The following is a 12,841-nucleotide window of genomic DNA, read 5'->3' on the forward strand; positions in this document are numbered from 1 at the left end:
CCTCCGCTTCGCTCCGGCCGAAGACCCCCTCGCTCCGCTCGGGGAGGGCTGGCTCCGCCAGCCCAAGCCTCCCTCCGTTCCGCTCCAGGACAACAGAGAAGGCCTCCGCTTCGCTCCGGCCAGGAGCCCCTGCCCTCGCTTGAGGAGGGGGCAGGCTTCGCCAGCCAGGTTCCCCGCCTCCGCTCCGCTCCGGAGGGGGAGCTTCTCGCTTCGCTCGGCTGGTGGCTGGCTCCGCCAGGTCAAGGACTTCAGGCCTCCGCTCCGCTCCAGGACAGTAGAGAAAGCCTCCACTCCGCTCCGGCCGAGACCCCCTCCGCTCCGCTCGGGGGCGGGGAGCTCAGCGCCCCAACTGTCCTGCCTTCGGGCAGGGGTAGCCTCCGCTTTGCTTCGGCTTGAGTCCTCCTCTCTTTGCTAGGGAGGGACGGGGTTGCGTAGTCCTCCCTTCGTTCTCATTGGGCCTCCTTCGTTCACTTGGGAGCCACATCCGTTCTGTGGAGCAGGGTCGGTTGCTTGAAGTGGAGGTGCACGGGGTTGATTCTCGGACTTTGCCTTGTGGCTGAAAGCTTTTGGCAGGGGGGCGGATGAGGGTTCACCACCTGATACGTGGTGGTTCCGCTTAGCTGGGTTCGGGGAGTGGAGCTGACAGCAGTTGAAGGGAAGCCATCGACTTTTGTGAGGACTTTTTAGTGGGGGAAGCGCTGAGGACTGCTTGAGGCTCGCTAGTGGACTGCTTGGGAGGGAGGTGGGGGTGTTAACGCCGTTAATGGTCGAGGAGGTGGTGATTCAAAGTGATGTGGGGATAGAGATAGGAATCAGTCAGATTCTGCGTGGTTATGGACACCGTGTCCGGAGGACCCGGGTCGCCGGGCTGTGGTGCTGCGACGTCAGAAAGCCGCGTCCAGCCGCGCGTTCAGTACGGCGTTGAGTGCGCGCAGCGCGGCAGGGGACGGCCTATAGAGAGTACGGAGATGCGTTGCCGCAGGTCAGAGGGGGTGCGGGGGGAAAGTTATGTCCCCTCAGAAGGGACATAACTCGGAGGATGTGTCGCTGCTAGGGGGACAGAACTCCTGCAAAACGTCAGCGAGACTGACGCTTTTTGGGCTAAAACGTCGGGGAGGCTGACGTTTTAGCGGAGATACGTCGGTGAACTGCGTGGGGGTGGGGAGGGGTTGGGCGCGGGGGTCCGGGAGGAGCCGGAGAGAGGCCGTGGCCGAGATGTGTCCCTCGTGGGGGGACACAAGACACGCCGAACGTCAACGAGCGTGACATTAGTGTCACCCTTGTTGACATACTCTCTCTGCAGATCAACGAAGTGGAGAGCATCCTCGTGTCATCAGAGCCACAGCGCCGCCGGCCGAGTCCGTCGCGCGCGCCGCGTCCTGATCTCCCCGTTGATGACGCGATCTCGGCGTGGAGTCAGCCGCTGGCTCCGGTGAAGGATCTGGACAGCCTGGCGAAGCGGTACCCCAGCCGGAAGCTCACGCTGGACGGTGAGCGCAAGCCGCTGGAGTTCTACGGGACGCAGAGTCAGCCAAATGCGTTCTCGATGGACAGTCTCGAGTTCTTCCTGGTGATTGCCCAGTACTTCAGGGAAGCCTTGCCCCTGAGGCTCATCCTGCTGCTGATCGCGTGCCAGCGGGCGGGAGGGCGGATTCCACTTACGCAGGAGGAGATGGCTACGATCCTGGACGTCAGTCGGACAAAGACGTCGGAGGCTCTGCACACCGTCATGTCTCATGGGATCGTCTTCAAGGTGCGGCGGGGTGTGTACCAGTTCAACCCGCCCTACAGTTACCGGGTGGCCGAGTTCATCCCGGGGACGGAGACGGCGGGTGAGTTCGTGAAGGTGGAGCAGCACAGCACCATCTCGCAGATTCGCAGCGACACGAGCCTGCCCGACCTGGTGCGGTTCCCGTCGCTGGACCACATGCGGCAGGCAATCGAGGAACTGCGGGCCGAACGGTCCAAAGAGCGCGCTGCGCGCCGGCTGAGCCGGGCACAGCGCAAGGAAGAAGGGACAGCTCAGTGAGCACCTTGCGATTCGCTGCGGTCAACGCCGACGGGCTTCTCTCCGACCTGGACCTTCCGCCTGCCGCGTACCGTGTGCTGCTGAAGCTGCGTTCGCTGAGCGAGCCGGGCGGGCGGATCCTCATCGACCAGGCCACCATTGGCGGGATGCTGGAGCTGAGCAGGCCGAGTGTCAATGCGGCTCTGCGCAGCCTGGAGCTCGCCAAGCTCGTGCGGAAGGTCAGGAACGGGGTGTACCAGATCAACCCGATGCTGGCCGGGTACAACTCCTTCGAGGACGCTGTCGCGGCGGTGAACGAGATGGCCACCGACGAGCGGCTCGACGCGCGCGGCTACGTCGCCAGCTACCACCAGGCGGTGGCGGAGTATCAGGACCAGCTGGCGGAGCAGCGGAAGAAGCGCGCGGCGCAGGCCGCCGCGAAGAAGGCCGCGGAGTCGAAGCGGCGACGGACGTTGCACGCCGTGGGATGAGAGTGGCTTGAAGAGGGGCCCTGTGGAGGCCTCTGAGGGCGGCTCAGGAGCCTTGGAGGGTCCCGGTGATATCACCGGGACCCTCCAAGGTTTTCAGGGGCTTGAGGGGGCTTCTGCGGCTTTGGGTGCGGTGAGTCTCAGGAGCCGGTCAGTTCGGCGTTCGCGCGCTCCGTGAGCAGGGTCAGTACGCGGCCCGCGACCGTCAGGTCCTCGGCCGGGATGCCTGCGTACAGCCGGGCGGAGATCTGGGCGGTCGCGGCCGCGGTGGTGTCGTACAGGTCCCGGCCGGCGTCCGTGAGGTGCAGCAGGGATCCTTCCCGCACCAGGAGCTCCGCGCGGGTCAGCTCATCGATGGCGCCGTGGACGACGGACGGGTCGGTCTTGAGGGAGTGGGTGACCTCGGCGACGAGTTCGTCGCGGGCGAGGGAGCCTCCCGCGACGGTGACGGCCCGGAGGGTCACGCCCTGGTGGAACGTGACGTCGTGGCGGGCCAGCGCTGCCTCCACGAGGGCGCGGGCGGAGTGGTGTGCCAGGGCTATGAGCCGGCCGTTGACGGCGGGTGCGACGGTGGTCATGACGGATCCTTCTCGTTGTCGGTGTGTGGATCGAGAGGCGTGTCGAGCAGGATCGCCAGCTCGCGGGTGAACTGCTGGGCGCGGGGGCCGTTCTGGCCGCCCAGGGGCTCCAGCAGCTGGTCCAGGAGGCCCTGGACCACCGTGATGGCGCGGCGCGTGACGTCGAGTCCCTGCTCGGTGAGCGACAGCTGCATGGCGCGGGGGTCGTCGGGGTCCCGGCTGCGGGCGACGAGGCCGGAGGTCTCCAGGGCGCGGGCGAGCTTGGACACGTACAGCGGTTCCAGGCCCGTGTGGTCGGCGAGCTGCCGCTGGCTGGGACGCTGCTTCGAGCGCGACATGCCGTGCAGTGAGGCCATCAGGGCGTACTGGGCGTGGGTCATCCCGAGCGGTGCGACCGCGCGGTCGACGGCGACCCGCCACTTCATGGAGAGGCGCCAGACCAGGTAGCCGGCCGTGGCGTTCTCGGCTGTTGGGCTCATGACGGATAGAGTAGATGGCTATTATGTACATGGCTAGTATTTTGGTTGTCGCGGTCGCCGGTACGCAGGTCTGTCCGGAATCCGCAGGAGCTAGTGCTCTACCGCACCGGGACCGCCTAGGGTGGATCGTTCCCGGATTCTTCCGGGCATCGCGAGGGGAGCGGCACCGTGGGGGAGCTGGGCGGCAGGACCGCGTTGGTGACGGGCGGCTCACGAGGGATCGGTCGCGCGGTCGCCCTGCGTCTCGCCGCCGAGGGGGCGCTGGTCGCGGTCCACTACGGCGGCAACGCCGGGGCCGCCGCGGAGACCGTGTCGCAGATCGAGGAAGCCGGCGGCCGGGCGTTCGCGGTGCGGGCCCGGTTCGGCGAGAGCGGTGCGGTGGACCGGCTGTTCAAGGAGCTCACCGCCGGGCTGGCGGACCACGGTGCGGATGGCCTGGACATCCTGGTCAACAACGCGGGCATCCACTCGGCCACTCCGATCGGACAGCTCACCGAGGAGGAGTTCGAGCGGTTGCTGGCGGTCAACGTGAGCACGCCGGTCTTCGTGGTCCAGCGGGCGCTGCCGCTGCTGCGGGACGGCGGGCGGATCGTCAACATGGGGTCGGCCGCCACCCGGATCGCGAATCCCCTTCAGATCGGGTACACCGTCAGCAAGGCGGCGCTCGCGGCCCTCGGCCCGTCGCTCGCCAACGAGCTGGGCCGACGCGGGATCACCGTGAACACGGTCGAACCCGGGGTGGTGCTGACCGACATGATCGCCCACTACGCCGAGGTTCCCGAGGCGGTCGCCGGACTCGAGTCCATCACCGCGCTCGGACGGATCGGTGAGCCGGAGGACGTCGCAGACGTGGTGGGCTTCCTGGCGGGCCCGCGGGGGCGCTGGGTGACCGGCCAGACCATCGACGTTTCCGGCGGTACCTACCTCGGGCCGATCTCGGCCGGCTGAACGCCCGTGCTGCGGGTCGGTGCGCCGCGTGGCGGGGGCCGGGGCCCGGGGCGCGCTAGAAGGCGAAGTCGACGTAGTCGATGTCGGTGAACTCGACCAGGAGGCTGGTGGCGCGGGCGCCGTTGTCCTTGAAGTAGATCTCCTGGAGGGCTTCGGCCGTGATGTGGCGGAGCTGGGCTTCGGTGGCGCCGGATTCCTGGGCCGCGAAGAGGCGCTGGGCGTACTCCGGGGGCAGGTGCTGGGTGATGCGGCGCATACGGCCGTCGTCGGTGGTGCCGGGGGCGGCGGTGAAGCCGAAGCGGGCGCGGGTCTCGATGATCAGGCCGGTGGTGCGCGCGGCCTGCTCGCGTGCCCGCTTGCGGACCAGGGGCTGCCAGCGGCGGCGCACCTCGGCTTCCAGGCGGGCCGCGAGGGCCGGTTTGGGCTGCTTGATCTCGTTCTTCACGTAACGCTCGACCGTGCGCTGGGAGATGCCGAGCGTGGCCGCCACTGCCTTCGTCGATTTGAGCTGCTTGACGAGGAAGCGCATCTGGGCACCCGCCGACTTGGGGATGGGGCGGGTGAAGTGCAGTTCGTCGGCCTTGGTGAGGCTGTCGGAGATGTCGGACATCGATTACTCGCCGTCTGCTGCCGCGTCGTGGCCCTTGATGTGGCGGGCCGGGTTGAGGTGCTGGTCGAGGAGCTGGACGGCCCAGAGGAGCGGCTGGGTGCCCTCGTGCTTGACCATGCCGGGGCTGACGCCGAGGCGGAAGCCGCCGGGGAGGGGCTTGCCCTCGGGGGTGCGGGGGAGGAAGTCCAGGGGGCTGGGGCCGTCGGAGAGGTAGACCGCGCAGTCGGAGAGGACGGCGACGGGGTGCAGGCCGGCCTCGGTGGCGAGCTTGCGCATTTTGCGGTGCATGTTGACGCGGGCCGTGGAGATGACGGCGGCGCGGATGTCGGGGCGCCAGGTGGGGCGCTCCAGGGCGGGCCAGGCCTCGCCCGGGCGGTAGGCGGCGCCCTGGGGGCGCTCGCGGAGCTTGCCGATGCCGCCCTTGACGGTGGACTTGATGGCGGACAGGACCGCCGTGGTGGTGCGGGGTGCGTTCGTTTTGTACGCCGTCATGGCCGTGAGGTACTCGGACTCCGTGAGGGAGGCGGTGATGCCGAGGTCCGCCATGGTGGCCATGTAGGCGTCGCGGAGCCGGGTGTACCAGGCGTCGAGGTAGGGGCCGTTGTCGGGACGGATCCAGGCCTCGGCGGGCCGGACGTCGTGGCCGAGCTCCTGGGCGTAGGCGAGGGTCGGGGTCGCGTACCAGGCGGGGCCGGTGGGGGGCTTGCCGTGGGGCGTGAAGGGGCTGGGGAGGCGCGGGTCGAGGGAGAGGGAGGAGAGGTCGGCGAGCCAGCACCCGGGGAGCTTGGGGTCGAAGCGGGGGGCGGTGGTGTGGACGGCGGGACCGAGGCCGACGGTCAGGCGGTTCGCGGCCGCGGCGAAGGCCATGTTGACGTCGATGCCGACGGCGTGGGTGCGGGTGCACTCGGCGTCGGTGAGGAGCTCCGGGTCGCGGATCCAGTCGTACGCCTCTTCGTCGAGGACCTCGTCCGGGGTGCGCTGGTGGGCGCGGGGGTAGAGGGAGGCGACCACCGGGTGCTCGTCCGGGGCCTCGGGCGGTGCCGGGTCGACTGGGCGGGTGAGCGAGCCGGGGACGGGTGCCGACTCCCAGGCGTTGGTCTGCGGGTTGCGGGCGGCGCGGGTGGGCGGGCGCAGGGCCGTCATGAGTTCCAGACCGGTCACGGCGGTGGAGCCGCGGGGGGTGAGGACGCGGGCGGCGTAGGTGGTGAGCAGCTCGGCGAGCTCGGGGGCTGGGAGGTCGGCGGTGTCCTCGCCCCAGGCGCGGGGGTCGAGGGCGCCCCAGGGGAGGACCGCGAGCTGGACGCACTGGCGGCCGGTGGTGGGGGAGGCCGGGCGGTAGACGCGGGCCCAGGGGCCGAAGCCGCGGCGGGTGAGCTGCCACTTGGCCTTGGTGAGCTGCTTGACGACGGGGTGGTTGTCGGGGAGGCGCAGGGCGCGGCGGTCTTCCAGGACGAGGGGGAGACCGAGGCGCTCGGCCGCGGGGGCGGTGAGGACGAGGAGGGGGTCGCCGTCCCTGCCGTTGCGGTGGAGGCGGGGGGAACGGAGGTCGGCGTCGGGGCCGAGGGCCCAGGCGATGAGGGAGGGGAGGTCGGAGGTGGGGTGGGGGAGGAGGAGGCCGCCGGCGGCGTGGGCGTGGCCGGTGCCGTCGAGGACGGCGAGGGGGCCGTTTCCCGCGAGGGGTGTGGGGGTGGGGCGCTGGGGCGGGCGGCGGGTGGGGGCCGGGGCGTTAACGGCGTTAACGGTGGCGGGGAGCTCGGGGGTGGATTCGGGGGCGGGGGAGGTGGGGGCGGGGGATGTGGGGGCGTTAACGGCGTTAACGGGGGTGGGTGCGACCGGGAGGGCCGTGGGGGGCTCCTCGGCGGCGGTGGCCGGGTGGGGTGCGGCGTTAACGGCGTTAACGGTGGGGGGTGTGGGCTCGGGGTGGGGGGTGGTGTCGTTAACGGCGTTAATGGGGTCGGCGGGAAGGGCCGGGGGCACGGGCGGCTGCGGGTGCGGGGTGGCCGGGCCGGGGGTGGGGGCGTTAACGCCGTTAATGGTGTTGATGGTGTCGGCGGGGTGCGGGCCGGGGGTGTTAACGGCGTTAACGGGGTGGCGGGCGGCGAGCCCCTCGAGGAGGCGGGCGTACGCCGCGCGCTTCGGGGGACGCGGTGAGGTGCGGCCGGTTTCCCAGGAGGTGACCGTCTCGCGGCGGACGGAGAGGGCCTTGGCGATCTGGTCCTGGCTGAGACCGGCGGCCTCGCGCAGGCGCTTGCGCTCGTCGGGGTGGGGGAGCCCGTCCTGCGCGGCTGCTTCTTCCAGCAGGGCGTCGACCGCTGCGAAGAGCGTGGCCTGTTCGTTCATCTCGGTCATCGGTACCTCCAGCAGCAGCCTATATGTGAAGCGCACTGCTGAACGCACACGAACCGCACGGGGGTGTTAACGCCGTTAACGGCGTTAACACCCCCGTGCGGTTCGTCTCAGGCCGCGCAGGCGGGCAGGCCTCCGTGGAAGTCGACCATCTCGGAGAACAGTTCCCCGATGTCGAGATGGTGCCCCGGCTCCGCGCCCGCGGCCTCCGCGTACGCGCGGTGGAGGTTGGGGACGAGGCGTTCGCTGTCGAGGAGCGCGGCGAACGGGCCCAGGTCGGCCTCGCGAGCCGTCTCCAGCGGGGTGAGGCCCGCCGAGATGCCCGCCGCGGCGAGGTCCTGTACGTAGCGCAGGTAGGCCTCGGTGGAGTCGAGCAGCTCGATCCCGCCGACCGGGCCGTGGCCGGAGACGATGGTCTGCGGGCCGAGTGCGCGCAGCTTCTCCGTGACGGCGAGGGAGCCGGAGACCGAGCCGGTGAGGCAGAACGGAGTGGCACCCGACATCACGATGTCGCCGGTGAACAGGACACGCTGTTCGGGCAGCCAGACGACGGAGTCGTTCTTGGTGTGGGCGGTGCCCAGGTGCATCACCTCGGCCCGGATGTCCCCGAGGTGGAGGGTGATCGGGGCGCGGAAGGTGAGGGAGGGAAGCTCCACGCCGACGTCGCCCCAGCAGACCTCCGGCCACAGCCCGGTGAGGTGCAGACCGGCGAGGTCCATCTCGGCGCGTGTCGCCTCGTGGGCGATGATCACCGCCTCGTTCGCGAAGAGGCGGTTGCCGAAGGTGTGGTCGCCGTGCGGGTGGGTGTTGATGACGAAGCCCGGAGCGTGCGGGGTGACCCGCGCGACCGCGTCCTTCAGCGCCTGGGCCCGCGACTCGGTGGCGGCCGTGTCGATCAGTGCGGGACGGCCGCCCGCGGTGATCAGGCCCGCGTTGTTCAGGCACCAGCCGCCGTCCGGCTGGATGTACGCGTAGACGTCTTCGGCGACCTCTTGCAGCCGCGGGACGGACGGTGAACGTTCGGTCACTGCTCTCTCCTGGTTGAGGGCATTCAGGGGGTGGAGGCGAGCACAGGGCTCACCCCGGGCCTGGTGAAGAGGCGGTTGTAGTAGACCAGCGGCTCGGCGCCGCCCGTGGAGACGGATTCGACGCGGCCGACGAGGATGCTGTGGTCGCCGCCGTCCAGCACGTCGTGGAGGGTGCAGGCGATCCGGGCGGTGGCGTCGGGCAGTCCGGGGAGGCCGAACTCGCACGGTTCCATGGGGCTGCCGGCGAACTTGTCGTGCCCCGAGCGGGCGAAACTGCTGGCGATGTCGGCGTGCTCCGCCGCCAGGACATTTACCAGGAACCGGTCGCCGGTGATGAAGGCCTCGTGGCAGGAGGCCGTCTTCGCCGGGCATACCAGCACCAGGGGAGGGTCGAGGGACAGCGAGCTGAACGAGCTGGCGGTGAAGCCCCAGCGCTGTCCGGCCTGGTCCACGGTGGTCACGACGGTGACCGGGGTGGGCACGCGTGCCATCGTGCGGGCGAAGTCGACGGGGTCGATGGGGGGCAACGGTCCTCCTGGCTCTTGGAGAGTGAGGTGTGGGGCGGCCGGAACCTGTGCGGCACGGCGGTGGACCCGTTCGGGGCGGCGACGAGCTGCTGGGCTGCGGTGGCGTTAACGGCGTTAACGCCGCGAGACGCCGCCTGCCAGGGGCCGCCGTGGCGTTAACGCCGTTAACGGTCGGCGCGGACCACCATGGCCGAGTTGAAGCCGCCCCGGCCGCGGGCAAGGACCAGCGCGGTACGCAGCCGCCCGGGCCGTGCCTCCGTCACGAGGTCGACGGGGCAGTCCGCCGCGGGCGGGCCGGTGTTGACGGTGGGCGGGATCACCTGGTCGCGCAGTGAGAGCAGGGCGGCGGCCAGGTCGAGGGAAGCGCCACCGGCGGCGAGCCGGCCCGTCATCGTCTTCGGGGCGGTCACCGGGACGCCGTACTCCCCGAAGAGGGCGGTGAGGGCTTCGGCTTCGGCACGGTCCGCGTCACGCCGTCCCGCCGCGTCCGCGAAGACCACGTCGACGTCGGCGGGCGTGAGCCCGGCCTCGCGCAGGGCCAGTTCGGCGGCGGCCTGGAGGCGCGGTGCGCCGCCCGAGCCGGGCGCGGGGTCGAAGGTGGAGGCGTATCCGGCGACGGTTCCGTAGATCTCGGCGCCGCGCTCGCGGGCGGCGGCCGCGTCCTCCAGGACGAGGAGCGCACCGCCCTCGCCGGCGACGTGGCCGTCGGCGTCGGGGGAGAAGGGCAGGAAGGCGTGGCCGGGGTCCTCGCTGGTGGTCAGCTCACCACCGGCGAGGTGCGCCGCCCAGCCCCAGGGGCAGATGGAGGAGTCCACACCGCCGGTGACCACCAGCCGGAGCCCCTTGCGGAGCTGGCGGCGGGCCTGGGCCACCGCGTCGAGACCGCCGGCCTGCTCGGTGACCAGCACGCCGCTGGGACCGCGCAGCCCGTTCTTGATGGAGATCTGGCCGGTGTTGACCGCGTAGAACCAGGCGAAGGACTGGTAGGCGCTGACGTACTGGCTGCCCTTGCTCCAGAGGGCTTCGAGTTCCTTCTGCCCGAACTCGAAGCCGCCCGCGGAGCTCGCCGTGATGACGCCGGCGGAGAAGTCGGGCAGCTCGGCCGGGTCGACTCCCGCGTCGGCGAGCGCCTCGTCGGCCGCGGTGAGCGCGAGCCGGGTCATGTGGTCGGTCTGCGGCAGGAGGCGGCTGGGAATGTGGTCGGCGGCGTTGAAGCCGGGGACCTCGCCGGCGAGCTTGGCCGGGTACTGCTCGGCGTCGAAGCGGGCGATCGGGCGGATGCCGCTTTCGCCGCGCAGTACGGCCTTCCACCAGGTCTCGGTACCGAGCCCGTTGGGGGCGGTGACACCGATGCCGGTGACGACGGGCGCGGCGGCCGGGGAGAGGCTCGTGCCGCCGGGGCGGACTGCGGTTTCGGTGGTCATGCGGCATCTCCCAGGCGCGGGCGGGTCAGGATCATGGCGCTCTGGAAGCCACCGAATCCGCTGCCGACGCTGAGGACGGTGTCGGTGCGCTGTTCGCGCGCCGTGAGCGGGGTGTAGTCCAGATCGCAGGCGGGGTCGGGGTTGTGCAGGTTGGCGGTGGGCGGCACCGTGTTGTACTCGATGGCCAGGGCGCTGGCGGCGACTTCGAGGGAGCCGATCGCCCCGAGGGAGTGGCCGATCATCGACTTGATGGAGCTGACCGGGACCTCGTAGGCGTGCTGTCCGAGGCTGCGCTTGAAGGCGGCGGTCTCGTGGCGGTCGTTCTGCTTGGTGCCCGAACCGTGCGCGTTGATGTAGTCGACGGCGGTGGCGTCGAGACGGGCCTCGTCGAGGGCGACCTTGATGGCCTCGGCCATCTCCACGCCGTCCGCCCGCAGACCGGTCATGTGGTAGGCGTTGCAGCGGCTGGCGAAGCCGGAGATCTCGGCGTAGACGTGGGCGCCGCGCTTGCGGGCGCTCTCCAGGTCCTCCAGCACCAGGACGGCCGAGCCCTCGCCCAGTACGAAGCCGTTGCGGGTGGCGTCGAAGGGCCGGGAGGCGGTCTCGGGGTCGTCGTTGCGCGGGGACGTGGCCTTGATCGCGTCGAAGCAGGCGAGGGTGATCGGGGAGATCGGGGCCTCGGTCGCACCGGTGATCATCACGTCGGCGCTGCCCTCGCGGATCAGCTCGACGGCGTGGCCGATGGAGTCGAGGCCGGAGGTGCAGCCGGTGGAGACGACGGAGACGGGACCCTGGGCGTTCACGCGCCAGGCCACTTCGGCCGCCATCGAGCTCGGTACGAAGTAGTCGAACAGGTGGGGGACGGCCAGCGTGTGGTCGACCTGCCAGGTGCTGCCGCCGCGGCTCACCGCGTTGTACTCGGTGTCGAGTCCCGTGGTGCAGCCGACCGCGCTGCCCAGGGTGACGCCGGTGCGCGTCGGGTCCAGATCGGCGCCGGCGAGGCCGCTGTCGCGCAGGGCCTCGTCCGCGCTGACGATCGCGAACTGCGCTGCCCGGTCGAGTCGCAGGGCCTCTTCGGCGGTGAAGCCGTGGTCGAGGGGGTCGAAGTCGGCCTCCGCGGCGATGCGGGAGCGGAACGCGGAGGCGTCGAACAGGCTGATGGCGCGGGTGGCGGTCTTCCCGGCGGTGAGGAGGGACCAGAACTCCTTGGTGCCTACCCCCCCGGGTGCGACCACGCCGATTCCGGTGATGACGACGCGTCGGCTCATTGAGTGTCCTTCACTAGTGAGTCCTTCTGCTGAGCATTCGGTACGGCGCTTGCGGCGCGCCTGCCTCTCGCAACCTGCTGCCGTCCGAGCCTGGGAAACCCCACTCGATGCCTGATCGAACCCTGATGGTGGGACGGCCGGGCCGCTGTCCAGGAGCGCTGACACGGGCGATTCCGAGGCTGGCTCGAGTTGGCCTCCAGCGGCGGCCCGGAGCCTGCCCGTAGGTCACGTAGTTGAGCATCGAGGAGTTCGAATGTCGGAGCAGGCTGGGCGGGTTGCTGTCGTCACGGGTGCGACCAGTGGGATCGGATTGGCTGTGGCCCGGCTGCTGGGCGGTCAGGGGCACCGGGTGTTCATCGGTGCCCGCAGTGCGGGCGATGTCGCCGCGACCGTCAAGCAGCTCCAGGACGAGGGCCTCGAGGTGGACGGAGCGGTGGTGGACGTCCGGTCCGCCGAGGGGGTCCGGACGTGGATCCAGGCCGCCGTCGACCGTTTCGGCGGTGTCGACGTGGTGGTGAACAACGCGGGCCGTTCCGGCGGTGGTGTGACGGCCGACATCGATGACGAGCTGTGGCACGACGTCATCGACACGAACCTGAACAGTGTGTTCCGGGTGACGCGCGAGGCGCTGACCACGGGTGGCCTGCGGGCGAAGAACTGGGGCCGGATCATCAACATCGCGTCCACGGCCGGCAAGCAGGGCGTCGTCCTGGGCGCTCCGTACTCGGCCTCCAAGCACGGCGTGGTGGGCTTCACCAAGGCGCTGGGCAATGAACTGGCCCCGACGGGCATCACCGTGAACGCGGTGTGCCCCGGGTACGTGGAGACGCCGATGGCGCAGCGGGTGCGGCAGGGCTATGCCGCCGCGTACGACGCGACCGAGGAAGCGATTCTGGAGAAGTTCCAGTCGAAGATCCCCCTGGGGCGCTACTCGACGCCGGAGGAGGTCGCCGGGCTGGTGGGCTACCTGGCCTCGGACACCGCTGCCTCCATCACCTCGCAGGCGCTGAACGTCTGCGGTGGTCTCGGCAACTTCTGATCCCCGAACGGTTCGTCCCGAGTCTGAAGGAGTCATGAGCATGTCGCAGTCCGGTCTGCGGGAGGTGGAGCACGAGATCACGGTCTCGGCTCCGGCCG

Annotated in this window: 12 protein-coding genes; 4 read left to right on the forward strand and 8 right to left on the reverse strand. The window is 70.3% G+C overall.

Annotated elements, in window-relative coordinates:
* The first annotated feature begins 1,312 nt into the window (after nucleotides 1-1,312).
* Nucleotides 1,313-2,029 (forward strand): hypothetical protein, encoded by a 717-nt coding sequence (locus ACFY7H_RS33650; protein WP_323188313.1) that lies wholly within the window; start codon nucleotides 1,313-1,315, stop codon nucleotides 2,027-2,029.
* Nucleotides 2,026-2,499 (forward strand): MarR family transcriptional regulator, encoded by a 474-nt coding sequence (locus ACFY7H_RS33655; protein WP_388946398.1) that lies wholly within the window; start codon nucleotides 2,026-2,028, stop codon nucleotides 2,497-2,499. The genes ACFY7H_RS33650 and ACFY7H_RS33655 overlap by 4 nt, the downstream gene beginning before the upstream one ends.
* A gap of 137 nt (nucleotides 2,500-2,636) precedes the next feature.
* On the opposite strand, the gene ACFY7H_RS33660 is transcribed toward ACFY7H_RS33655, so the two are convergent.
* Entirely contained in the window at nucleotides 2,637-3,074 is a 438-nt protein-coding gene (locus ACFY7H_RS33660) for a MarR family winged helix-turn-helix transcriptional regulator (protein ID WP_388946400.1), read from the reverse strand.
* Nucleotides 3,071-3,553 (reverse strand): MarR family winged helix-turn-helix transcriptional regulator, encoded by a 483-nt coding sequence (locus ACFY7H_RS33665; protein ID WP_388946404.1) that lies wholly within the window; start codon nucleotides 3,551-3,553, stop codon nucleotides 3,071-3,073. Before ACFY7H_RS33665 ends, ACFY7H_RS33660 begins: the two co-directional genes overlap by 4 nt.
* Before the next feature lie 168 nt (nucleotides 3,554-3,721).
* Here ACFY7H_RS33665 and ACFY7H_RS33670 point away from each other — a divergent pair, with 168 nt between their 5' ends.
* Nucleotides 3,722-4,501 (forward strand): SDR family NAD(P)-dependent oxidoreductase, encoded by a 780-nt coding sequence (locus ACFY7H_RS33670; protein ID WP_388946408.1) that lies wholly within the window; start codon nucleotides 3,722-3,724, stop codon nucleotides 4,499-4,501.
* Between the two features lie 55 nt (nucleotides 4,502-4,556).
* Here ACFY7H_RS33670 and tpg read toward each other — a convergent pair whose 3' ends face one another.
* The 6 genes from tpg to ACFY7H_RS33700 form a co-directional block, all read right to left on the reverse strand.
* Entirely contained in the window at nucleotides 4,557-5,111 is a 555-nt protein-coding gene (tpg, locus tag ACFY7H_RS33675; RefSeq protein WP_388946413.1) for a telomere-protecting terminal protein Tpg, read from the reverse strand.
* Nucleotides 5,112-5,114: 3 nt separating this feature from the next.
* The gene (gene tap, locus ACFY7H_RS33680) at nucleotides 5,115-7,460 is read right to left on the reverse strand and encodes a telomere-associated protein Tap (protein ID WP_388946416.1); all 2,346 of its coding nucleotides are present in this window, start codon (nucleotides 7,458-7,460) and stop codon (nucleotides 5,115-5,117) included.
* 107 nt (nucleotides 7,461-7,567) lie between these two features.
* The gene (locus ACFY7H_RS33685) at nucleotides 7,568-8,485 is read right to left on the reverse strand and encodes an MBL fold metallo-hydrolase (protein WP_388946420.1); all 918 of its coding nucleotides are present in this window, start codon (nucleotides 8,483-8,485) and stop codon (nucleotides 7,568-7,570) included.
* Nucleotides 8,486-8,508: 23 nt separating this feature from the next.
* Nucleotides 8,509-9,012 carry a flavin reductase family protein gene (locus ACFY7H_RS33690; protein WP_388946423.1) on the reverse strand — a complete coding sequence of 168 codons (504 nt, stop codon included), beginning with the start codon at nucleotides 9,010-9,012 and terminating at the stop codon, nucleotides 8,509-8,511.
* A 164-nt stretch (nucleotides 9,013-9,176) separates the two neighbouring features.
* Complete coding sequence (locus ACFY7H_RS33695) at nucleotides 9,177-10,436, reverse strand: ketosynthase chain-length factor (protein ID WP_388946425.1); 1,260 nt, start codon at nucleotides 10,434-10,436, stop codon at nucleotides 9,177-9,179.
* Nucleotides 10,433-11,704 carry a beta-ketoacyl-[acyl-carrier-protein] synthase family protein gene (locus tag ACFY7H_RS33700; protein ID WP_388946428.1) on the reverse strand — a complete coding sequence of 424 codons (1,272 nt, stop codon included), beginning with the start codon at nucleotides 11,702-11,704 and terminating at the stop codon, nucleotides 10,433-10,435. The genes ACFY7H_RS33695 and ACFY7H_RS33700 overlap by 4 nt, the downstream gene beginning before the upstream one ends.
* A 253-nt stretch (nucleotides 11,705-11,957) precedes the next feature.
* Between ACFY7H_RS33700 and fabG the strand changes: the two genes are divergently transcribed.
* Nucleotides 11,958-12,743, forward strand: coding sequence for a 3-oxoacyl-ACP reductase FabG (fabG, locus tag ACFY7H_RS33705; RefSeq protein ID WP_388946430.1), 786 nt, complete (start codon nucleotides 11,958-11,960; stop codon nucleotides 12,741-12,743).
* The last annotated feature ends 98 nt before the right edge of the window (nucleotides 12,744-12,841 follow it).

The sequence above is a fragment of the Streptomyces sp. NPDC012794 genome, from assembly GCF_042901085.1.
GTDB lineage: Bacteria > Actinomycetota > Actinomycetes > Streptomycetales > Streptomycetaceae > Streptomyces.

Excerpts from the sequence above, each read along its gene's own strand:
- tap (WP_388946416.1), bottom strand. The coding sequence starts at position 7,460 with ATGACCGAGATGAACGAACAGGCCACGCTCTTCGCAGCGGTCGACGCC.
- fabG (WP_388946430.1), top strand. The coding sequence starts at position 11,958 with ATGTCGGAGCAGGCTGGGCGGGTTGCTGTCGTCACGGGTGCGACCAGT.
- ACFY7H_RS33700 (WP_388946428.1), bottom strand. The coding sequence starts at position 11,704 with ATGAGCCGACGCGTCGTCATCACCGGAATCGGCGTGGTCGCACCCGGG.
- tpg (WP_388946413.1), bottom strand. The coding sequence starts at position 5,111 with ATGTCCGACATCTCCGACAGCCTCACCAAGGCCGACGAACTGCACTTC.
- ACFY7H_RS33665 (WP_388946404.1), bottom strand. The coding sequence starts at position 3,553 with ATGAGCCCAACAGCCGAGAACGCCACGGCCGGCTACCTGGTCTGGCGC.
- ACFY7H_RS33695 (WP_388946425.1), bottom strand. The coding sequence starts at position 10,436 with ATGACCACCGAAACCGCAGTCCGCCCCGGCGGCACGAGCCTCTCCCCG.
- ACFY7H_RS33660 (WP_388946400.1), bottom strand. The coding sequence starts at position 3,074 with ATGACCACCGTCGCACCCGCCGTCAACGGCCGGCTCATAGCCCTGGCA.